At 52.3% G+C, this 21,941-nt stretch carries 24 protein-coding genes and 2 pseudogenes; 18 read left to right on the top strand and 8 right to left on the bottom strand.

Translation table 11 applies throughout. The features are described from left to right. The first annotated feature begins 145 nt into the window (after positions 1–145). On the top strand, positions 146–1,057 hold the full coding sequence (locus ACVVH8_RS12140) for a LysR family transcriptional regulator (RefSeq protein WP_103303464.1): 912 nt from the start codon (positions 146–148) through the stop codon (positions 1,055–1,057). Positions 1,058–1,075: 18 nt separating this feature from the next. On the opposite strand, the gene argE is transcribed toward ACVVH8_RS12140, so the two are convergent. The 5 genes from argE to ACVVH8_RS12165 all read right to left on the bottom strand — a co-directional run bounded on the left by argE (position 1,076) and on the right by ACVVH8_RS12165 (position 6,198). After that, a complete protein-coding gene (argE, locus tag ACVVH8_RS12145; RefSeq protein ID WP_475230358.1) occupies positions 1,076–2,227 on the bottom strand; it encodes an acetylornithine deacetylase in 1,152 nt (383 codons plus the stop codon). Further along, positions 2,224–2,901: a DUF1028 domain-containing protein gene (locus ACVVH8_RS12150; protein ID WP_315449357.1), complete on the bottom strand. Its 678-nt coding sequence runs from the start codon at positions 2,899–2,901 to the stop codon at positions 2,224–2,226. Before ACVVH8_RS12150 ends, argE begins: the two co-directional genes overlap by 4 nt. Positions 2,902–3,244: 343 nt before the next feature. Further along, the gene (locus ACVVH8_RS12155; protein ID WP_038367990.1) at positions 3,245–3,661 is read right to left on the bottom strand and encodes a RidA family protein; all 417 of its coding nucleotides are present in this window, start codon (positions 3,659–3,661) and stop codon (positions 3,245–3,247) included. Between the two features lie 58 nt (positions 3,662–3,719). Then, entirely contained in the window at positions 3,720–5,039 is a 1,320-nt protein-coding gene (locus tag ACVVH8_RS12160; protein WP_475230361.1) for a flavin-containing monooxygenase, read from the bottom strand. A gap of 340 nt (positions 5,040–5,379) precedes the next feature. Continuing rightward, on the bottom strand, positions 5,380–6,198 hold the full coding sequence (locus ACVVH8_RS12165; protein ID WP_475230364.1) for an alpha/beta fold hydrolase: 819 nt from the start codon (positions 6,196–6,198) through the stop codon (positions 5,380–5,382). Positions 6,199–6,373: 175 nt separating this feature from the next. Between ACVVH8_RS12165 and ACVVH8_RS12170 the strand changes: the two genes are divergently transcribed. The 9 genes and pseudogenes from ACVVH8_RS12170 to ACVVH8_RS12210 all read left to right on the top strand — a co-directional run bounded on the left by ACVVH8_RS12170 (position 6,374) and on the right by ACVVH8_RS12210 (position 12,820). After that, positions 6,374–6,823 (top strand): winged helix-turn-helix transcriptional regulator, encoded by a 450-nt coding sequence (locus ACVVH8_RS12170; RefSeq protein WP_315446537.1) that lies wholly within the window; start codon positions 6,374–6,376, stop codon positions 6,821–6,823. Between the two features lie 230 nt (positions 6,824–7,053). Beyond that, entirely contained in the window at positions 7,054–7,311 is a 258-nt protein-coding gene (locus tag ACVVH8_RS12175; RefSeq protein ID WP_475230367.1) for a hypothetical protein, read from the top strand. A 27-nt stretch (positions 7,312–7,338) separates the two neighbouring features. Further along, positions 7,339–7,608, top strand: a pseudogene (locus ACVVH8_RS12180) (winged helix-turn-helix transcriptional regulator); the annotation flags it as partial. Between the two features lie 356 nt (positions 7,609–7,964). Next, positions 7,965–8,276: a DUF7957 family protein gene (locus tag ACVVH8_RS12185; protein ID WP_213028378.1), complete on the top strand. Its 312-nt coding sequence runs from the start codon at positions 7,965–7,967 to the stop codon at positions 8,274–8,276. Between the two features lie 1,253 nt (positions 8,277–9,529). Further along, entirely contained in the window at positions 9,530–9,931 is a 402-nt protein-coding gene (locus tag ACVVH8_RS12190) for a hypothetical protein (protein WP_475230370.1), read from the top strand. A 91-nt stretch (positions 9,932–10,022) separates the two neighbouring features. Continuing rightward, positions 10,023–10,274, top strand: coding sequence for a hypothetical protein (locus ACVVH8_RS12195; RefSeq protein WP_475230372.1), 252 nt, complete (start codon positions 10,023–10,025; stop codon positions 10,272–10,274). 337 nt (positions 10,275–10,611) lie between these two features. Continuing rightward, entirely contained in the window at positions 10,612–10,953 is a 342-nt protein-coding gene (locus ACVVH8_RS12200; RefSeq protein WP_475230374.1) for a hypothetical protein, read from the top strand. Positions 10,954–11,616: 663 nt separating this feature from the next. Next, complete coding sequence (locus ACVVH8_RS12205) at positions 11,617–12,312, top strand: transposase (protein ID WP_475230377.1); 696 nt, start codon at positions 11,617–11,619, stop codon at positions 12,310–12,312. Between the two features lie 115 nt (positions 12,313–12,427). Next, the gene (locus ACVVH8_RS12210; protein ID WP_475230380.1) at positions 12,428–12,820 is read left to right on the top strand and encodes a hypothetical protein; all 393 of its coding nucleotides are present in this window, start codon (positions 12,428–12,430) and stop codon (positions 12,818–12,820) included. A gap of 115 nt (positions 12,821–12,935) precedes the next feature. Here the strand turns inward: ACVVH8_RS12210 and ACVVH8_RS12215 are convergent. After that, a pseudogene (locus ACVVH8_RS12215) lies at positions 12,936–13,160 on the bottom strand (LLM class flavin-dependent oxidoreductase); the annotation flags it as partial. A gap of 338 nt (positions 13,161–13,498) precedes the next feature. Here ACVVH8_RS12215 and ACVVH8_RS12220 point away from each other — a divergent pair. From ACVVH8_RS12220 to ACVVH8_RS12250, 7 genes are all read left to right on the top strand, one after another. After that, positions 13,499–13,870: a hypothetical protein gene (locus tag ACVVH8_RS12220; RefSeq protein ID WP_475230383.1), complete on the top strand. Its 372-nt coding sequence runs from the start codon at positions 13,499–13,501 to the stop codon at positions 13,868–13,870. Between the two features lie 407 nt (positions 13,871–14,277). Beyond that, positions 14,278–14,802, top strand: a complete 525-nt coding sequence (locus tag ACVVH8_RS12225; RefSeq protein WP_475230386.1) for a hypothetical protein — start codon at positions 14,278–14,280, stop codon at positions 14,800–14,802. 285 nt (positions 14,803–15,087) lie between these two features. After that, positions 15,088–15,339 carry a hypothetical protein gene (locus ACVVH8_RS12230; protein WP_475230389.1) on the top strand — a complete coding sequence of 84 codons (252 nt, stop codon included), beginning with the start codon at positions 15,088–15,090 and terminating at the stop codon, positions 15,337–15,339. A 171-nt stretch (positions 15,340–15,510) separates the two neighbouring features. Continuing rightward, the gene (locus ACVVH8_RS12235) at positions 15,511–16,056 is read left to right on the top strand and encodes a hypothetical protein (protein WP_475230392.1); all 546 of its coding nucleotides are present in this window, start codon (positions 15,511–15,513) and stop codon (positions 16,054–16,056) included. Positions 16,057–16,195: 139 nt separating this feature from the next. Further along, positions 16,196–16,615 (top strand): hypothetical protein, encoded by a 420-nt coding sequence (locus tag ACVVH8_RS12240; RefSeq protein ID WP_475230394.1) that lies wholly within the window; start codon positions 16,196–16,198, stop codon positions 16,613–16,615. 420 nt (positions 16,616–17,035) lie between these two features. Beyond that, entirely contained in the window at positions 17,036–17,272 is a 237-nt protein-coding gene (locus ACVVH8_RS12245; RefSeq protein WP_103303475.1) for a hypothetical protein, read from the top strand. A 580-nt stretch (positions 17,273–17,852) separates the two neighbouring features. Next, positions 17,853–18,344 (top strand): hypothetical protein, encoded by a 492-nt coding sequence (locus ACVVH8_RS12250; RefSeq protein WP_103303477.1) that lies wholly within the window; start codon positions 17,853–17,855, stop codon positions 18,342–18,344. A gap of 112 nt (positions 18,345–18,456) precedes the next feature. On the opposite strand, the gene ACVVH8_RS12255 is transcribed toward ACVVH8_RS12250, so the two are convergent. Next, positions 18,457–19,500 (bottom strand): LLM class flavin-dependent oxidoreductase, encoded by a 1,044-nt coding sequence (locus ACVVH8_RS12255; protein WP_315446542.1) that lies wholly within the window; start codon positions 19,498–19,500, stop codon positions 18,457–18,459. A 157-nt stretch (positions 19,501–19,657) separates the two neighbouring features. Next, on the bottom strand, positions 19,658–20,143 hold the full coding sequence (locus ACVVH8_RS12260) for a flavin reductase family protein (RefSeq protein ID WP_016987069.1): 486 nt from the start codon (positions 20,141–20,143) through the stop codon (positions 19,658–19,660). Between the two features lie 324 nt (positions 20,144–20,467). Between ACVVH8_RS12260 and ACVVH8_RS12265 the strand changes: the two genes are divergently transcribed. Next, complete coding sequence (locus ACVVH8_RS12265; protein ID WP_213028385.1) at positions 20,468–21,907, top strand: purine-cytosine permease family protein; 1,440 nt, start codon at positions 20,468–20,470, stop codon at positions 21,905–21,907. Positions 21,908–21,941 lie beyond the last annotated feature (34 nt).

Raw genomic sequence — 21,941 nt, forward strand, 5'->3', positions numbered from 1 at the left:
ATTTATCCCCGATGGGCTGCGCAGCGGCCCTTGGTTTTAGAGTCAAAAGTGTGGCCGCTGCGCGACCCATCGGGGATAAATCCCCTCGCCACAGATAAGTCCTTTTGCCACAAAAGTGATGTCAGGCTGATCCACCGGAGGTTCCATGGCCGCCTACAACCTGCGCCAGCTCAAATATTTCGTCACCACCGCCGATTGCGGCAGCGTTGCCGAGGCCTCGCGCAAGCTCTATATCGCCCAGCCGTCGGTGTCGACCGCCATCAAGCATCTGGAAGAAAGCTTTGGCGTGCAGCTGTTCATTCGTCATCACGCCCAGGGCGTTTCCCTGACGCCGAGTGGTTCGCGGTTTTATCGCAAGGCTATGGAACTGTTGCGGGTGGCCCACGAGTTCGAGCAGAACGCCCTCGCCGATAACGACGTGGTGTCCGGCCAGATCGATATCGGCTGTTTCGAAACGGTTGCGCCGCTGTACCTGCCACGGCTGATCGCCGGCTTCAAGGAACGCTGGCCGGGGGTGGAAATCCGCATTCGCGACGGTGAGCAACAGGAGTTGGTACAGGCGCTGACCGCCGGCAGTATCGACATGGCCATGCTGTTCGAACACGACCTCGACAGCACCATCGAAACCACGCCACTGATGCCGCCACAACAGCCGTACGCCTTGCTGCCGGCCAATCACCGCTTTGCGCAACAGGCGAAAGTCTCGCTGCACGAGCTGGTGCTGGAACCGATGATTCTGCTCGACGTGGTGCCGAGCCGTACCTACTTCGTGAGCATCTTTGAAGAGCGCGGCTTGACCCCGCACATCGTGTTCAGCTCACCGTCGATTGAAATGGTGCGGGGCATGGTCGGCAGTGGCTTCGGCTTTTCGATTCTGGTGACCAAACCGTTCAGCGACTACACCTACGACGGCCAGAAAGTCGTGTGCGTGCCGCTGGCAGAAAGCGTGACCGGTTCGGGATTGTCGGCCGCGTGGCTGCGACGCGTGCAACTGACCAAACCGGTGCAGTTGTTTGTCGATCATTGCCGGGAGGAGTTGGCTCGGCTGTACCCCTGAGTAGCGCCGAGCCGGTTTTCAGCCGCTGATAGACGCCAGCATCCGATGCAGCATTGCATCGCAGGCCTGCAGTTGAGCGAGGCTGACGAACTCATCCGGTTTGTGGCCTTGATCCATGCTGCCGGGGCCACAGACCACGGTGGCAATCCCTGCCGCATCGAACAGGCCGCCCTCGGTACCAAACGCCACCGTGCCGAATTCACTTGAACCGCAGAACGCGGCAATCAGCTCGGCGGCCTGACTGTGCGCATCGGTGGCCAGGCCCGGATAGGCCGACAATTCGCTGAAGCGGATATCTGCGTGTTCGCTGACTGCACGCATGCGCGGCAGCAGCTGTTGTTCGGCGTAGGTTTTCAGCGCGGCGGCGACCAGAGCGGGATCCTGCGAGGGCAGGGCACGGATCTCGAAGTCGAAGCGACAGTCGGCGGGCACGATATTCAAGGCCTTGCCGCCGCTGATCACGCCGGTTTGCACGGTGCTGTAAGGCGGGTCGAAGCGTGCGTCGTGATGCTCCGGCGCTTTCAGTTGCTGGCCGAGGCGCCCGAGTTCGCCGATCAATTCGGCGGCGTACTCGATGGCATTTACACCCAGCGGCGCATAAGCGGAATGACACGGGTGGCCGTGCACGTCACAGCGCATCGCCAGTTTGCCCTTGTGCCCGAGCACCGGTTTCAGTTCGGTGGGTTCACCAATGATGCACAGCAGCGGCTTGATCGGACGCTGTTCCAGGACCTTGAGCAGCGAGCGCACGCCGAGGCAGCCGACTTCTTCGTCGTAGGACAGGGCGATGTGCACCGGCATGCGCAATGCTGCGTTCACCAACGCGGGTACCAGGGCGAGCACGCAAGCGATGTAGCCCTTCATGTCCGCCGTACCGCGACCGAACAGTTTGCCGTCGCGCTCGCTGAGTTCGAACGGCGGCAATGTCCACGGCTGGCCATCGACCGGCACCACATCGGTGTGCCCGGACAGCACGATGCCCGGTTGATCCGCCGGGCCAATGGTCGCGAACAGGTTGGCCTTGCTGCGCTCATCGTTGTAGATCAGCGCGCACGGCACATCGAAGCGGGCGAGGTAATCGCGGACGAACTCGATCAACTGCAAGTTGGATTCACGGCTGGTGGTGTCAAACCCCACCAGCGCCTTGAGCAACTCGACGCTGCTGTTCATCGATCATCTCCGGCGACGCCATAGCCCGGGGCCTTGGCTGGGTCGAGGGCGCGATCGATGTAGTCCTGCAGCTGCGGCTGGTAGGCGTCCCAGAGTTTCTGCAACTGGCCGATCGGGTTTTCATCGGCCCAATCGACCCGCAGGTTGACGATCGGCCAGGTCTGCTCGCCGACTACCACCACGGCGGCCGAATGCACCGGACCGGCTTCACCGCCGAGTGCCTGGGCGGCGTGCAGGGCTCTGAGCAAGCGGTCGGTCAACTGGCCTTCAGCGTCTTCAAAGGCGCTGACCATGGCTTCGATCACCGAACGCCCGGCGAGCATGTTGCCGGCCGCCACGCATTGTTCGCCGGCCACCGCGTTGTGCACACCGAGGGTTTGCGCGCCGCTGAAATGTGCGGTCTGGCCGAGGTGGTTGATCGCGGTTATCTGGCGGTACTGGCTGTAGCCGTTGCGGGTCAGCACTTTGTCCAGTGCGTCGTCCGGCGCCAGGCCTTGTTCCATCAACGCGAGGACTTCAGGGCCGAGCGACGGCAGGGTGATGTTCTGGCTCGACACTGCGCCCACGCCGGGCAACAGCCACGGGCAGCGCGCGCCTACAGCGATGCTGGAGGAACTGATGGCGACACCGAACTGGCCGGTTTCGGGGCAACGTGCGGCGATGGAAAAAGTCATGGTTATGCTCCTTGTTGTGTGTGTCCCGGCCTCTTCGCGAGAAGGCTCGCTCCCACAGGGAAATGCATTTCAAGCAGGGAGGATGAGGTACCTGTGCTGGCCTCATCGCTGGCAAGCCAGCTCCCACAGTAATTTGTGTATGTCACAGACTTTGTGAACACCCCCGATACCTGTGGGAGCTGGCTTGCCAGCGATGGCGGCGATGCGGTCTGTCGACTTACCCCGGAAATACCGCCACCACATCAATTTCCCAAAGTGATCTGTGTATGTCACAGACTTTGTTAACACCTCGATTCCTGTGGGAGCTGGCTTGCCAGCGATGGCGGCGATGCGGTCTGTCGATTTACTCGGGAATCACTGCAATCACGTCAATCTCCATCAGCCACTGTGGCTGCCCCAGCGCCGAGACCACCAGACCGGTCGAAATCGGGAACACACCCTTGAGCCACTTGCCGACTTCGCCATACACCGCTTCGCGATAACGCGGGTCGATCAGGTAAGTGGTGGTCTTGACGATGTGGCTCATGTCGCTGCCGGCTTCTTCCAGCAGTTGTTTGACGTTGCGCATGGCTTGTTCAGCCTGCGCACGCGGATCGCCGAGACCCACCAGGTTGCCGTCGAAATCAGTGCCGACCTGACCCCGGACATAAATGGTGTTGCCAGCGCGGACGGCCTGGCACAGATCGTTATCCAGCGTCTGGTTCGGATAGGTGTCTTTGGTGTTGAACATGCGAATACGGGTGTGCGTTGGCTGGCTCATGGAAAGCTCCTGACGAATAAAGGCACGGCGCAATCGGCGCCGCGGCGAAAAAGTAAAATCAAGCGTCGACGGTGTCGGCAGCCTTGTGTTGGGCGCCCGCATGCAGAGCGGCTTCACGCTGCTCGGCATCGCGGTAGTCGAGGTACTTGCGCTGGGTGGCGATGTGATCAGCGACATGTTTGGCGTCATGCCACACGCCCCAGATAAACGACGAGCCCCGCCGCGACTGCCACGGCAGGCCGAGGAAATACACGCCCGGCTCACTCGACACGCCACGCTGATGCACCGGTTTGCCCTTGTCATCGAACGCCGCGACTTGCAGCCACGAGTAATCCACGGCAAACCCGGTGGCCCAGATGATCGAGGTGACACCAGCCTTGGCCAGATCCAGATCGGCCAGCGGATTTTTCACACACTCCGGGTCCGGATAGGTTTCGCGTGCTTCAGGTTCTTCCGGCAGGTCCAAGCCGTTACGCTCGATGTAGGCGTCAGCGGCATCCAGCAGCGCCAGATAGTTCTCATCACCGCGAGTGAGGTTGCCGAGCAGATCCTGCTTGAAAGTCACTACGCCGTCGTTGAACGACTCGGTCACGCCGACCAGGGTCATGCCGCGATGGGCCAGACCACGAAAATCGATGGTGCGCCCGCCATGGGCTCCGCTGACCGCAATGGTCACGTGCTCGCGGCCGGGTTTCATCGCCGCTTGATCCCACTCGCCAAGCACCCCCAGCCACCAGCAGAAATCACGATTGCGATAGGCGCGAGGCGGGCGGTCATGCGCGCCAACGGAGAGGTAAACCTGCTTGCCGGAGCGCTGCAGTTCATCGGCAATCTGCACGCCTGAAGAACCCGCGCCAACCACCAACACTGCGCCGGCAGGCAGTTGCTGCGGATTGCGATAGTCAGCGGAGTGAATCTGCAACAGGCGTTCGTCTTGGGGGGCAATCGCCGGGATCACCGGTTTTTGAAACGGGCCAGTGGCAGCGACGACGCGTGCGGCCTCGATCACGCCTTCGGACGTCTCGACGGTGAAGCCGGGGCGACCGACATTGCGCACCACGCTTTTGACGTCGACGCCGGTGCGGATCGGTGCATTGAATTTCTTCGCATAGGCCTCGAAGTAATCGGCCACGCGTTCTTTCGGGGCGAAACCGTCGGGATCGACGTCATCGAATTCAAGACCAGGAAAGCGGTCGTGCCACGCCGGACCGTTGGCGACCAGCGAATCCCAACGCCCGGTGCGCCAGCGCTCGGCAATACGATTGCGCTCCAGTACCAGGTGCGGCACACCCAGTTTGCTCAGGTGTTCGCTCATGGCCACGCCTGCCTGGCCGGCACCCACGATCAGCGTGTCTGTTTTTATTATTTCAGTGGTCATCTCTACATCCTTCCTAGCAAGGCAGTTGGATTCGGGCGCTGTTGGCTTGTCCGTTTTGCTTGCGGTCAGACTAGGGAGGAGGGGGATATCGGTAAAATATTATTAAGCTGGGATGTGAAGATAAAATTCTGATGCAGAGGGCTGAAAGCCTTTAAATACGGGCATTTCCTGGAAGAGCAATAGCAAGGTTTGCGTACAAAAAAGCAATGTCTGAGTGATTATCGTGGCGAGGGGATTTATCCCCGATGGACTGCGAAGCAGGCCCATTCTTTTCGGGGCCGCTGCGCGACCCATCGGGGATAAATCCCCTCGCCACAAATGCAGCAACACGCGAGCGCTATTAGCGGTTAAGGAACGCCAGCAGATCCTCATTCAATGCCTGCGCATGCGTCACCGCAAAACCATGCGGCGCACCGGTATAGACCTTGAGTTCAGCCCCCTTGATCTGCGCTGCCGCCAACTTGCCAGTGGTTTCAAACGGCACAATCTGGTCGCCGTCGCCATGGATCACCAGGGTTGGCACATCAATTTTGGCCATGTCCGGGCGGAAGTCGGTTTCCGAGAACGCCGTCACGCAATCCACAGTGCCTTTGAGCGAGGCCAGCAGCGCGACATTCAGGGTTTGCGTGAGCACGCCGTCAGAGACTTTCTGGCCCTGATTGGTGCCATAGAACGGTGCGGCGAAATCGGCGATGAACTGCGCGCGATCCTGCAGCAGGCCCGCCTTGATGCCGTCGAACACCGACTTGTCGACGCCCGCGGGGAAGTCGGCTTTCTTGCCGAACAGTGGCGTCACCGCGCCGAGCAACACCAGGCCGGCAACGCGCTCGCTACCGTGGCGGGCAATGTAGCGGCTGACATCACCGCCGCCCATGGAGAAGCCCACCAGGGTCACTTCATGCAGATCCAGATGGTTGATCAACTGCGCGATGTCATCGGCAAAGGTGTCGTAGTCGTAACCGGTCCACGGCTGATCGGAACGACCGAAACCGCGACGGTCGAAGGCGATGGTGCGATAACCGCGGCTGCTCAGGTATTCCATCTGGTATTCCCACATGTCGGCATCCAGCGGCCAGCCGTGGCTGAACAGCACGGGCTTACCGCTGCCCCAGTCCTTGTAATAGATTTCGGTACCGTCTTGGGTCTTCAACGTGCTCATGGAAACTCCTGCGTTTTGGGTTCAATCGTGGGCATGGCAGCCGCCACTATCTGCGCAAAATCCGCTGACAACTTGTACGCAGGTGCTAAGTTTTCCCGCCGCTTGCGCAACCAACTTTCATCAGGAGTTGTAAGATGCAACCGCATGGAACTGTAGTTTGCCGGAGACACCTGAAATGAAGCGCAAAAGTCTTGAGGGTAATGCCTGCCCCGTCGCCCGAACGCTGGATCTGATCGGCGACTGGTGGTCGTTGTTGATCGTCCGTGATGCGCTGGATGGCATTCGCCGATTCAGTGATTTCCAGAAGAATCTGGATATCGCCAAGAACATGCTCAGCGCCCGCCTCAAAAGTTTGGTGGAGCAGGGGATTCTGCAAACGGTTCCCGCCGCTGACGGCGGCGCCTATAAGGAATACGTGCTGACGGATCGCGGCAAAGCCTTGCAAACGGTGATCGTCGCGTTGTCGCAGTGGGGCGGCGAGTTCATGTACGCACCGGGCGAGCCGGGCTCGGTGATGGTCGATGCGAAGCATCGGCAGCCGATTCGCAAGCTGGAATTGATGGCCGCTGATGGCCGTCTATTAGCGCCGGAAGACGTGGCGACCAAGCTGAGTGTTGAGCATTGACGGACGAGGTCTGTTGCGGTTGTCTGTGACGTTCACCTGATAGTTGCCAGGCTTAATGGTTGTATTTTTATTGATGTTCTTTGACTGGCAGAAGGCGCAAAAGAGTTGGATGACTTTATGTCAGCGACTGTAAAGGTCATCAATACTCGCTTCTCGCTTTCTTTTCAGTACGAGTCGATCTACACCGTTAGAGATCGCGAACTGTTGACTTACAAGAGAATGATTGAACCTTGATGATAAGTGAGCTATTCCAGCGCTTCCTGAATGAGGAACTTGACTGGCGAATTTGTGAATTGTTGCGCACGGAAATTTTCACTGCCCAACAGTCCGACGGGGTCGTGTGCATTCGTGAGTTCACTTTTAATCTGTTTGATGTCGTGATTGATTTTGAAGCGCGCACAGTCGTGGTGACGGATGTGCTATTGCCGGAAAGTGATGCAGGTGCGGTCATGTCACTGGACGAGTTTACAAGTGTCTGCAAGCTTTGATGGAACAGGTGTGAGGCAGTCGTTTCGGTGGAGCAGGGGATTCTGCAGACGGTGCCCGCCCCTGACGGCGGCGCCTATAAGGAATACGTGCTGACGGAGCGCGGCAAAGCCTTGCAAACTGTGATTGTCGCGTTGTCGCAGTGGGGCGGCGAGTTCATGTACGCACCGGGCGAGCCGGGCTCGGTCATGGTCGATGCGAAGCATCGGCAGCCTATTCGCAAGCTGGAATTGATGGCCGCCGATGGCCGCGTGCTGGCACCGGAGGATGGCGCAACCCGCCTGGCTGTTGAGCACTGATTGGCTAAGGCGCTACGTCGCGGAGCCGTGGTAGCTCCCATTGTTCAATCCTCGATACAAACCCGACGCAAGGTCGAAACGATTGTTTGACGCCAAAATGATGGCCATCTAGTATCGCGCCACTATTGTGATGTCACTTTCCGTCTCGAGGGATCGAATATGTACCCACCCGTCCTCGTGACGAGGTTGTGCGTAGCGTTGCTGTGCCTGCCTTCAGTCCAAAGTGCTTTCGCTGCACCCACTCCTGGTGAAACCGACCTGATTCGCGAACGTCAGAATCGCTTGCTCGAAGAGCAGCAGCCAAGCCTCGAAGAACTGATACCAAGTGAAAGTTTTGGGGTTTCGAGGGCCTTGTGATGACTAGAGTTATTGAGATGGATGCAGTTTCAAAAGCTATTGCCGTTTCAGAGTTGTTTAGTGTTGTTCTACTTGATCGTCTGGGTCAGGAGGCGTTATACGGTTCGAAGGAGTGCTCAAGCAATATTTTTCTGGTTGATAACGTGGGAAACGTAGTTTGGCAGGTGAGTTCTGATTTTGATTCGGATGGGGGGGCATTCACCCATATTTTTGTGGAGGGGGGACAGCTTAAAGCTTACAGGTGGGATGGTGGTAGTTATAACCTCGACTTTCAAACAGGCAGAGCGGTTCCGAGCCAGCTATTGAAATGAGTCATCCCGGTGAGAGATGAATGGTGAGGAGTAAATGGGGACAGGCCACGTTTAGATAAAGGGGTTGGGCTACGGCTTTCAAATTTACTCAAAAAAGCCTGGTCTGTCCCCGTTTTCTCCCGTCTCTCTTTGACCGATTGCTAAAAGTGTTTGGGAGAAGCACATCAAAGGGATGAAACCTGAGGGTGTCAAAATCTCAAATAATTTAAAGGGTCTTTAGTCTATGAAGATTGAGAATGAAGAAGGCCAACTCCTAAATGTTATTGCTGATATCGGCGCCTTGGAGTGGCGGAAGTATCGGCAGAGGTTTCCTGAGGTGTGGGTTGGAAATGAAATTCGGCGAGAAGATCATTCTGCTTTTCCCCCTTTCATCGCTTTCAGGTTTAAGTGTGTTGCCAAGATAAAATTGATAAGTTGAGGGCCGCGGTGGATGGCTACAAGGGGGCTTTGCCATGGTCGTTTGTTGGTCGGGCACGCGAAAATCTACCGGGGACTAACTTTATGATCGCTCCCACAAGGCTGTTGGAGGCGAGTGAATGCGGTATGACAAATATGGCTGCTGCAGTGTATTTATCTATTCACGAACCGCTACTTGGCCCACTGGCGTACGAGGATTTGGTTGGGCTGGCGGATCATATTCGCTCGGAGTTTTCGTTTTGTTAACTACTGTTGTGTTTAGGCAAGATACTAAAGGTGGGTGTGTTTATCTAGATGATCATATCGAGATTGGAAAAGATTTAACGTTCACTGCGCTTATTGTGGGGTAAATGGGGACAGACCACGTTTAATCCATAAGTGGCGACAGGCCCTGAGGGATCCCCATAAACCTACTCCAAGCTTAGTGCCTGATGATGGGGAAGAAATGGGAATAGACCAGATTTAGACAGTACTCCGAAAGCATGGTCTGCCCCCTTTTTAACAACTATGTTCCATACGTGAATTAAGAAAATGTCGGGAATTCGAAAGGGGACAATCACGGCAGGCGAGTGCTGTGGCTGGAGGGTGATCGTAGATGATAATCGCGAAGGTGAGACCGGTGGTTATTATCTCTATATTAAAAAATAAATAATCTGGGATTTGATTATTGGTTCGAAGCTGAGGCGGGAGTAGAGGCGCAGCTTGAGGGTTTCGAGGTTGATTGGGGGGACTTAACTTAGAGAATATGGGGGCACGTTTAGAAAGCACTCCAAAAACGTGGTCTGTCCCAATTTTTCTCTTTTTGTGTATGGTGCCAGCAGAAGAGGGTTATAACCATGTCGTTATCGGCAATGATCATTTCATCAGAAAAGTTGAACACAGAAGACTTCAAAGAAGTCATCCTGGCGCACGGTGGATTTGTGAGTTCCGGCAAGCCCTTTCGGGGCAGCGTTAGCGAGGGCAATTCGGAAATCTGGCTGGCCTTGCATTCAAAAGATGTTCTTGAAGAATTTTACGATGCCGAAGATCTGCAAGGGTGGCAGGATGTCTTAGGGGGGGAACCGCAGGTAATGATTGAGCTTGACCTCGATCATACCGAGCATGCGAAGTTAATTTACTTGAAGGTTTTTTTGAGTTTTGCGAAAGCTTGGCCTTGTGTTTTAAATGACGTAGACGATTCTATTCTTTCCCAAAGTTCATTTTGTGTGAAATATGAGAACCTTCTGGGCGGGTTGTAAGAGGATAAAAGGGGACAGGCCACGTTTAAAAAGCACTCCGAAAACGAGGTTTTCCCCCTTTTTACCGCGTTCCCACTTTGAGGTTTTGATGATGCGTGAGTTGTTTCAGCGTATTTTAAGTGAGGAATTTAATGAAGGTACACTTGAGCTACTGCGTAGAGAGGTTTTAAGTGCACAAGAACCCGATAGTGTTATGTGCATTCGCGAGTTTAATTTTAATTTGTTTGACGTTTTGATTGATTTTGAGAAGCGGTTTGTAGTAATTCAAGACGTGCTGCTGCCAGAAACTGATCCAGGGTCAGTGATGTCGCTGGATGAGTTTATATGTTTATGTGGAATTTGAGGGTGCGAACCGCTGAGCAGTACCTTTACACCACAGTTGAGCAAGGTTTATCCGGTGGGGTTCCAGTTTGTCGGAGCGGGATAAATGAGGCAAATCACGTTTAGAAAGCACCCCAAGAACGGAGTAAATGGCGGAGTAAATGGGGACAGACCACGTTTAGCAGAAAACACTCGGAAAACGTGGTCTGTCCCCATTTTTCCAAAAACGTCGTCTGTCCCCGTTTTCCCGTTTTCTTTTGGGAGTTCTTGAGTAATTAAAAAATAAAATATCCAGGTGTTAGGGTGGGTCTTTTGATGATAATGGGGGGTGTTGCGCCCTGTGCCAAAGAGTTATTAAAATGAATAAAAGAGCTGTCTATTCAGAGATAAAAGAGTTGTTGCTTTCTTGCTATTGGAGAGGGTGTAGGGATCATGGCGTGTCTGGATGGAGTCACGAGGAAGTTTGTGCGTGGGCTTATGGTGAGTTTGAAGGTTGTTATGGTCTGCAAATTGAAAATCTGATGTTGGAGGTTGCTATCTATGTTTTGTTCGGATGTTGGTGTCCTGATCAGAGTGGTCATCATAGAAAAGAAGTGGTCAGGATGCTGAGTTTGTTGGGGATGGATGAGTCAATGAAAGAGTTACCTTCCGATGAATCTGAAGAGTTTATCAACGATCTCGCTATCCTCAAGCTTGTTTAAGGCGAATAATGGGGGCGGACGAATATGAGGACAGACCATGTTTAGAAAGCACTCCGAAAACGTGATCTGCCCCCTTTCTGCGCCAGAAGAACTCTTCAAGCCTAGGTAATCGCATTATGGACGAAAGAATAAAGGCGTTGTGTGTGAAACTAGCGGAAATGACTTCTGAGTTGGCTGCTGACTGGTTAATTTTCAACTATCCAATTGATTAGGTAGGTTGGGGGGGCGTTGTTGCTAATACCTCATCGTACTTGGAAGCGTTCTGATCAAAAGCGTTTAGCACAATACTATTTTGTTAAGTTGCCATTTTCTGGGGATAGAGGATATGAAGCCTTCGCATCTATTATGCGTCTGCGGGTACTAATTACCTGCATTTCGGATCATTTGCCTGTAGAGTTGTCCAGGGTCGAATTACTTTGCTACTACTTAATTCCTGTCCTTCGTCGTTATGCCAAAAATGAATCGGATCTCAAGATGGTTGATGAGTTTGTAACAATACTCAATGCGAAATAAAAAGGTAAGCTACAGTGACGAATAATTAGGGAGTAAATGGGGATAGGCCACGTTTAATCTAATTAGCTGAAACAATACGTAAAACTTTGCCATCATTTTAGCCTTGCGGCCCGCTAAGCTTTCAGTTCGACCAATTGAAAGGATTCAACGATGCCGCGTAGACCCCGAGTTTTGATACCAGGCGTACCACTGCACTTGATTCAGCGAGGGAACAATAGAACTGCCTGTTTTTTTACCGAGGAAGACTACCTTTTTTATTTGGAGCTTTTGGCCGAACAGGCCTCTAAAAATGATTGTGATATTCATGCGTGGTGTTTAATGACTAATCACGTTCATTTGTTAGTAAGTCCTTATAATACCAGCAGCGCAAGCCTGCTGATGAAGGGTGTCGGCCAGAGATACGTCCAATATGTAAATCGTACGTATCGTCGCAGCGGAAGTTTGTGGGAAGGCCGATATCGTTCATGTCTTGTTGAGAGTGAACGATATTTGTTGTGCTGTTATCGATACATCGAAATGAATCCAGTCAGAGCGAAAATGGTAGCTCATCCGGCACAATATCGCTGGTCAAGTTACCGTATTAACGCACAATCAGAGCACTCGCACATTGTTACCCCTCATGCTCAGTATTTGGCGCTTGGAGGGCAGGGCGGGCAGCCGGCAGATGCTTACCGCGAACTGTTCAAAAATGACTTGGAGTCAGAGTTGGTTGACCAGATTCGTGATGCGACCAATGGAAATAATGTTTTTGGCGGTTCAAAGTTTGCTGCTGATGTCGAGACAATGATCGGTCGTCGCGTGCAGCGGGGTAGCCCGGGAAGGCCGAAAAAATCGACAATCCGATGAAACGTGGTCTGTCCCCGTTTTTCCTGTCCCCGTTTTTCCAAAAGGGAATTGATATAGCTAATAAATATGTAGAGAAAGTTTGGGAGCAGAATCCCGATCAACTTAAGGCAGATGCATGGGTGCCGAAATGAACGATCTTCTTAAAGAATTTGATATGCTTTGCGATAAAGCTATAGCCGCATTTGACGAAGAACTCGCTATCTCTTATGAAATGTCTATGGTAGAAATTCTGAAGTTTGTTAAGTCCAACATGGAGCAGAGGGGTTTTTTTGTATCGCGATTTGAGGAGATATTGATGTCTAATAATTCCCCATTTGAGGTTGTGGCTTTCTGTATGCGGGAGTTGCAATGGCCTGAAATAAAAGAGTTTGTAGTTTCGAGAATGAATCCCTCACAAGATCCGCGGAGTGAAGCACTGCGAGGTGTGCTGACGGCATTTGATGAGGTTTGGCCTGATGCTGATCTGTACAGATATTATGACGCGGGTAATGATGCTTGCGAACATTAGAGTATTATTAGAGTAATGGGGGCGGACCACTTTTAGAAAGCACTCCGAAAACGTGGTCTGTCCCCGTTTTTCTTAGAAAGCACTCCGAAAACGTGGTCTGTCCCCGTTTTTCCACCAGTTCCTGGTAGTACTTGATCCGCGGAATAATCACTTCCGGCGTACCAATCATCGCCGTCTTGTGCAGGCTCTCCAGTTCAAACTCCGGACGCCCGGAAAACTTCTCTTCCGGGCTTAGCGCGAGGAAGCCATTGACCGGCGTCTCCTTGTTACCAAACCACGCATCGAAGGTGCGGTAGAAACGTGAGATGGCTTTCGCGCCGATTTTCCAGCCGTCCGGATCATAGAGGAAAGGGGGAGACCACGATAAAAATATTCTGACAATCGTGTCCGTCCCGTTTTGGTCCTTGTTCGACTCGCCTCTGCCGGTCTTCGACAACATGCGTACAGTGGGCGCGTTCCACCGCACTCCGTGCTTGGTTCGGATCGTCGCCAGTACGGTTGACGCCTATTTGGCGGTGAATTAGATGGGCCCGGGCATGAAGGATCCATGCAACGATGGTAAATAGAGTCGATCAACAACCCAACCTGCACAAATACTTGATCAAAACCAATCCGGCAAATACCCTTACAGTCAGCGGGATATTGATTTTGCTGAACAGCTAATAAAGGATGTCGACGATGCTCTTCGCCGATGAGTGCTTCAGAAAATTTGTTATATGGTTGGTTTCTTTGCCTTTCTTTTCCGTTGAAGCTTTGGAGGCTTCATTAAAAGAATTAGGTGGGGTGGATGGCGTTATTGAAAACTCATACTACATATCTGCGTACGAATTTTTAAGTTGTACTCTGGTGCAGATAAACTCATTTGATCGTGTGCTGGAATTTTTTCGGGATTTCGAGTTGAAGTTGAGTGAGGATCCTGAGCGTCTGTATTATTTTGTTGAGTATGTAGTCGGCCACTCTCTAGTTCGCGGTGGTGATGTCGAGAAGTTAATAAGTGCGGCGCCCGACAGCTACAAAACTTTTTTGCATAGACGATTTTTGTCAAAATAAACGGCGGTCGACCAAATTTTTTCGCAATTAATCCTTACGGGGGATTGGTTCACTATTGAATGTCGGGTGGAGAGTGGGGTACAGTTTTTATATTTTTGGGAAAATAGAAATGTCCCAGTTTTCCGTCAGAGTTAAGTGCAAGTGCGGTGGTGTAGAGGTCTCGTTGGGGCGTATTGAGAATGGAATGCTGCCTGTTGATGTTTTAAGGGCGTGATCTTGGTCAGTCCCGATATTTCCAATTCCGATCTCGCAGGGTTGATTTTCGACGGACTCCCGATGGTAGGCGGAATGGTATTTAAAAATATCGATTTTTAGGTCATGCTATCTAAATTAACACGGAAGGGCGGATTTGTTGTTTTTTATTTGTTCAAAAATAAATATATCCCGATTTTTTCAAGGTTGAAATAATGAAGGCTTATAAAGGTAATATTTCTAAAGAATCATTGAAGCTGTTTGCTTCGGATATTGGGTCCGGAGAATTTTTCTCGTATGCAGGAAATCTCGTTTCACTCGAACACACAATTTCTGTTCTAGGTTTGCTTTCTCCTGATTTTATTGAGTCTGATGGCCACATTTTCTGGTCGCCCAACGCCGAGCAATACGACCCGCAGAAGTTTCCTTTGACGGGGCTGGTCGAGACAGGGTCTGGTGTATTGGAGCAAAGTAAATCACGTAGAGATGTTGAACGATACAGAAATGTTTTTTCAATAAATCAGTTCTTTTCAAAGTGGGAAGATGCGCCGGATCGACTCATATTTAAGTCGGGGCTGTCGGAAGAAGATTATCGTCTTTGTCATTTGTTCGCCGATCAGCTCGCCGGATATTGGAAGCGAGCATTGTCAGACTGTTTTCCAGGAAAGGTTTTTCAATTTGAAATTGCTGATGATCTTCTCGATGAATATGGGGTTTGTCTGACGTTCTGGCAGTCCTAGTTGGGGGAAATAAATCTGTGCAGCTTTCCGGGTTGCATGTTTCAAGTCGGAAATAAGTTAATTTGGGAAGATGGCAATCTTTACAAAAAGGCATCCGTTGTCACCCATATTCCTACGGGCTTTAAATAGTGAAAACCGTTTCTTATTTTTGATTGCTTCCGGATTCGATGTCTGAAGAAGATGTGGGCGATAAAAGGGATAAAAGGGGACGGGCCACGTTTAAAAAGCACTCCGAAAACGAGGTTTTCCCCCTTTTTACCGCGTTCCCACTTTGAGGTTTTGATGATGCGTGAGTTGTTTCAGCGTATTTTAAGTGAGGAATTTAATGAAGATACACTTGAGCTACTGCGTAGAGAGGTTTTAAGTGCACAAGAACCCGATAGTGTTATGTGCATTCGCGAGTTTAATTTTAATTTGTTTGACGTTTTGATTGATTTTGAGAAGCGGTTTGTAGTAATTCAAGACGTGCTGCTGTCAGAAACTGATCCAGGGTCAGTGATGTCGCTGGATGAGTTTATATGTTTATGTGGAATTTGAGGGTGCGAACCGCTGAGCAGTACCTTTACACCACAGTTGAGCAAGGTTTATCCGGTGGGGTTCCAGTTTGTCGGAGCGGGATAAATGAGGCAAATCACGTTTAGAAAGCACCCCAAGAACGTGGTCTGTCCCCGTTTTTCCTAGGTGGTTGGAGTTTTGGAGTCGCCAGAAATGATTAGTGGGAAAGTCGGGCAGTTAGGTGTTATGCGTTTGTGGCGCGATGAGCCTAACAAGGTTCTTTGTATCGTAGACGGGGTGGAAGAGAGGCTTTCATACCCAGCGCGTTGCGAATCCATAAAATCTATTGAGCGCTATTTAGTCATTGAAGTGATGCTGCCCAGGGGGGCGAGAGCATTATACGGATTGTTAGGTGTGCGTCATATTGCCTCGACTGGCAGCGCTACTCTAAAAGTTAGGGTTGCAAGCTCTGGATCTACTGGTGCGATATACAAAGGGTCGCTAATTGATTCGTTTGAAACCGTAACTGTCGGATTGCCTGAGCTATACGCGGATGCTGCAGTTTCTGGGTTTGAGCGCGCTTTTGCAGGCGGTGTCGATGTGCAAGCTGGAGTTGTAGAAATTGCTTGTGCCGCTTTTGGTGAAGTTTCTTCGAGTGAACCATTTTTTGAGCGGTTAGGGTTTGCGTTGGCAAAAGCATTATCCTTGCCGGTTGAAGAAGTTTCCGTTGATACAGTTGGTTTATATTTATTTGAGTGAATGTGTAAATGGGGGCATGCCACGGATTTGAAATTTATTAAAAAAACGTGGTCTGTGCCCGTTTTCTTCACAAATGTTTATTCCAAATTTTGAGAATGTGTTGATCCATTTTGTTCAATTCCATTTAAGAGGTGATGTCGTGACTAGGCAAGATATTAAAAGTGGGTGTGTTTATCTAGATGATCATATCGAGATTGGAAAAGATTTAACGTTCACTGCGCTTGTTGAGCAGGGTGTTAAATTTGATGGTGAAATAGATATGGGTAATGGCTGGATGCTGTTTTCCAGTTGGAATCATTGCATTTTAGGTCGCCAAGTTAATGTGAGTTTCGGTTTTTTCAAAGGTTGTCTGAAAAAATTTGGCTTCGCATTGATAAGTGGTGATGGGCGTGATCTCGAAGGGCTAAAGATCAAGCACGACGCCTTATTAAATGAGCTGTTTGGTATTCCTCAGAAAAAAAATGAAATTCTAATAGCTTATGATTTTGTATGGGGGACTGTATCTTCACAATTGGACCCAAGAGGTGGTTCGTGTAGCGTGGAGTTCTATTGGAAGTGAATGTGGAGAAAAAGCCTGCATGGTTTCCGATTGAGATTGATAGCCACGTTTTCCGCCTACCTAACGCTAAGCAATACGATCCGCGAAATTCCAGTTGAGTAGACTGGTCGAGACATGGAGTAAATGGGGGGAGACCAAGTTCAATATAATTGGCTGAAAAAATACGTAAAATTTTGCCGACATTTTAGCCTTGCTGCCCGCTAAGCTTTCAGTTCGACCCATTGAAAGGATTCTGTACTTGAAAGTTTTTTTGAGCTTTGCCAAAGCTTGGCCTTGTATTTTACATGACGTAGACGACGCCATTCTTTCCTGTCGTTCGGTTTTGGTGAAATATAAAGCTTGTTCGGGATAGAGGTAAGTGGGTGTGTGATTTTTTGGGGCGGCGTATTTATTTTTCAATTGTTGAGTTGAGTAGCCGATATGGCGTTTTATATAGAGATGGATAAAACAGCAGAGACTGAGGAGTATGTTGAGTATACGTTTGGCCGGGGGGTGGAGGTGGGTTTGATAAGGCTGGATAAAATAAAGGGAACTATTGCTGTTCTAAAGGAGTGTCCATTGGATGCGAAAGGTCAATGGTCAGATAGAGTCGGTATGAAATTGGCTCGTTTTTTCGTGAGTGGCGAGTTTCCTGAAAAAACCCAGTGGGCGTCTTGATAGAAAAAGCGACGTGTGCAACGTTATGCTGGAGTTGATGTGCAGGAAGCCGATCCAGTAAAGACTGACGTAAAACACCAGCCATTGATGACTTCAAGCCGATGAGCGGTGTATAGCCGTTGCGGATCTGCAGAAGAGGCGAATCTTCGGATTATTGACTGTGGTAACCCCTAATGAATGAATCCTGCGGCGTGAAGTGCGAGCAGTGTGGGGGCAATTTGATCTTCTTCGAAGAAGGTCGTGCCCAGGGAACACGATGCGATCAGTGTGACTGGTCGGTAGTGACAACGAATATGCCCGGCATCCAGCTGGATAGGTGCAGGTATGAAGTTCGCTGTCGCGGCGACTATCGGAATCAAGCCCAGGTAAAGGCTGTCTCCGAGGTGACAGGTCAAAATTATTTGATTTCCAGGCTTACACTCCAGCAAGGCGATGCTCTGGTATTCAGCGGTCAGGCGCAGGAGGTCTTACAGGCTAGAAATATTCTTGCGTCAGCGGGTGTTGTTTGTGAAATCACGCCTGATTTTCCTGGATATGAATAGAAATCTGGCGATAAGAGCAGTTTTTTCGGAGGCGGGCTATGAATCAACAACAGCAGGACTTGATGATTGATCTGGTGTCGCATCGGATCTCAACAGACTGTTTTCTTGAGTCTTTATTTAATGGTGGGGATATCCCCGAAGATTACCTGCGTGCTGAACTGGAAACTGCGCTTGAAATTAAAGACGCTGACAGCGTGGAATGCTTGCTGATATTCGGTGCGGTGTTCGGTTTCACTCAAGACTGTGCGGATGTGTTATGCCGCTTACTCGTTGAAGAATGGCACATCAGTCACGAGAATATTGCAAGGGAGTTGAAGGTTTTCAGATACCCTGGTGCGGTCGACTATTTATTCAAGACGGCGCTGACCTGCTTTCCGTATATCGCTTCCGAGCATGCTCTGGGTGTGAAATGCATTTATGCTTTACACGAGATCGGTACCGATAAGGCTAGAGAAAAATTGCAATTGCTGGCCAAGGTTGATAACGCTGAAATGTCCGAGCGTGCACGCCGTTTATTGGCGCGAGTGTGATGTTGCTTTAAAAGTGGTTGAGTTCGCAGGCAGGAATATGCATTTTCCGATTTAAAATAAAAAGCCCCGAATTGCTCGGGGCTTTTTATTTCGGCTGGCCATCGGCAGTGACTTAACGAAACGCCGGCACCACGTGCTTGATAAACAACTCCAGCGACTTCTTCTTCTCCGCATGCGGCAAGCTGTTGTCACACCAGAAACTGAACTCATCCACCCCCAGTTCCTGGTAATACTTGATGCGCGGAATAATCTCTTCCGGCGTACCAATCATCGCCGTTTTGTGCAGGCTCTCCAGCTCAAACTCCGGACGCCCGGCAAACTTCTCTTCCGGGCTCGGCGCGAGGAAGCCGTTCACCGGGGTTTGCTTGTTGCCGAACCACGCATCGAAGGTGCGGTAGAAACGTGAAATAGCTTTCGCGCCGATTTTCCAGCCGTCCGGATCATCCGCCGTGTGCACGTGGGTGTGGCGCAGCACCATCAGTTGCGGGCGCGGCACATCAGGATTGTTGTCCAGCGCGGTCTGGAATTTGTTCTTCAGATCGAGGACTTCTTCGTCGCCCTTCATCAGCGGCGTGACCATCACGTTGCAGCCGTTGGCCACGGCAAAGTTGTGCGAATCCGGGTCGCGGGCGGCGATCCACATCGGTGGATTTGGTTGCTGAATCGGCTTCGGCACGCTGGTCGAGGTGGGGAATTTCCAGATATCGCCGTCGTGGGCGTAGTCGCCTTGCCACAGGGCGCGCACGACCGGGACCATTTCCCGCAGGGCCTGGCCGCCGGATGAGGCGGGCATGCCGCCGGCCATGCGATCGAATTCAACTTGATAAGCGCCGCGTGCGAGACCGACTTCCATGCGGCCGTTGCTGATCACGTCGAGCAGTGCACATTCACCGGCCACCCGCAGCGGGTGCCAGAACGGCGCGATGATGGTGCCGGCGCCGAGGTGGATGGTGGTGGTTTTTGCCGCGAGGTAGGCGAGCAGTGGCATCGGGCTCGGCGAGATGGTGTATTCCATGGCGTGGTGTTCGCCAATCCACACGGTGCTGAAACCGCCGGCCTCGGCCATCAGGGTCAGTTCGGTCAGGTCTTCGAACAGTTGACGGTGGCTGACGCTTTCGTCCCAGCGTTCCATGTGGATGAACAGGGAAAATTTCATGACGCTTCCTCGGATCTTTTGTTGTTATGGCTACAAAACTGTAGGAGCGAGCCTGCTCGCGATGGCGGTGTGTCAGAAAACTCATCGACATCGGATAAATCGCTATCGCGAGCAGGCTCACTCCTACATTTGATTTGTGCGGGGCTTGAGGTTTTGATCAGGCCAGAACGGGCAGGGCGCCCATCTTGCCGTGGCAGTACACCAGCGGCCCGGCGATCTGTTCGGGAACGATGAGGTTCTTCACCGCGCCGACCATGATGGCGTGGTCGCCGCCTTCATATTCGCGCCACAACTCACACTCGATGATAGCTGTTGCATTGGCCAGGATCGGGTTGCCCAACTCGCTCAACGTCCACTCGATGCCTTGCGCCTTGTCCTTGCCTTTACGGGCGAAGGCGTAGGCTTCGCTTTGCTGGCCGCCGGACAGGACGTGAATCGCAAAACGCTTGTTCTTGATCAGGACAGGATAGGAGTCGGAACTGTAATTGGGGCAGAACAGCACCAGGGCCGGGTCCATCGACAGCGAGCTGAAGGCGCTGGCGGTCAGGCCGACGATCTGTCCGTCGTCATCCAGGGTGGTGATCACGGTGACGCCGGACGGGAACGAACCCATGACTTGTTTGTAGATGGCCGCATCGATCATTGGACGATCCTCGGGTGTTGTGACGCTGTTTTTATGTGTTTGTTGGTCTGATGGTATACCGCTATTTTATCTTTGCAAGGGCTTTTAAGCTGAACCGATAAACGTACCGCGTTCGTCGGAAACTCAATGTTTATGGGGCTTTCGGCTGGCCGCTGAGCTGCGGTATCAGCGAGGATGGCGCATCAGATAGCGCCGTAAACTACGGATCAGTCTTGTGAATTGTTTGGAATACCATAATATGGTTTCCATCTGAGGGGTGACCAATACGTCCTCCCGGTTTGGCTTCATACAACGATAAGAACAGACAAACTCGAGTTCATGCATATGTCCCAGATGTCCCGGCAAGATCCGTTGATCGAGAATCACACGGTCGATTACGTCCCACTCGCGGAACGCCACGGGAAGGCCCGCGACCTTTTCACTCTTTGGTTCAGCACCAACATTGCGCCACTGCCCATCGTCACCGGCGCCATGGTGGTTCAGGTGTTCCATCTCGATTTGCTCTGGGGGCTGCTGGCGATTGTGCTGGGGCACATGATCGGTGGGGTGGTGATTGCGCTGGCGTCGGCACAGGGCCCGCGCATGGGCATTCCGCAAATGGTTCAGAGCCGTGGCCAGTTCGGGCGTTACGGCGCGCTGTTGATCGTGTTCTTTGCGGCGATCATCTACATCGGTTTCTTCATTTCCAACATCGTGATCGCCGGTAAATCCATCGTCGGGATTGCGCCGTCGGTGCCCGCACCGCTGAGTATCCTGATCGGGGCGCTGGCCGCTACGGCTATCGGCGTGATCGGTTACAACTTCATCCATACGCTGAATCGCATCGGTACCTGGGTGATGGGCAGTGCGCTGCTGGCGGGGTTCATCTACATCTTTGCCCATGACTTGCCGGCGGATTTTCTCACCCGTGGCAGTTTCAACCTGTCCGGCTGGCTGGCGACGGTGTCGCTGGGGATCATCTGGCAAATCAGCTTTTCGCCGTACGTCTCCGATTACTCGCGTTACCTGCCGGCGGATATCGGTATTGCCAAGCCATTCTGGGCCACCTATCTGGGCGCGACACTGGGCACGATTCTGTCGTTCAGTTTTGGCGCGGTGGCCGTGCTGGCGACTCCGGAAGGCACCGAAGCGATGGTCGCGGTCAAGCAGTCGACCGGTTGGCTGGGGCCGATTCTGATGGTGCTGTTCCTGCTCAATATCATCAGCCACAACGCGCTGAATCTGTACGGCGCGGTGCTGTCGATCATCACCTCGATCCAGACCTTCGCCAGCCAATGGACGCCGAGCATCAAGGTGCGCGTGGTGCTGTCGAGCGTGGTGCTGGCTGGTTGCTGTGTGGTGGCGCTCGGGGCGTCGGCGGATTTCATTTCCGAGTTCATCGGGCTGATTCTCGCGCTGTTGCTGGTGCTGGTGCCGTGGGCGTCGATCAATCTGATCGACTTCTACCTGATCAAGCGCGGCAACTACGACATCACCTCGATCTTCCGCGCCGACGGCGGGATTTACGGGCGCTTCAATCTGCACGCGATCATTGCCTATTTCATCGGCATCATCGTGCAGCTGCCGTTCGCCAATACCTCGCTGTACGTCGGGCCTTACGCCAACCTGGTCGATGGTGCGGATCTGTCGTGGCTGGTCGGCCTGGTGGTGACCGTTCCGCTGTATTACTGCCTGGCAACGCGCGGCCAGACGCAGCAGAGCAGGGCGGTGCGGTTGGGGCGTGGCGAGGGGATTTATCCCCGATCGGCTGCGAAGCAGTCGTGAAATCTGCGAATGCGGTGTCCTTTGGTTGAGGGGG

The organism is Pseudomonas trutticola BRTCR10, assembly GCF_056155105.1.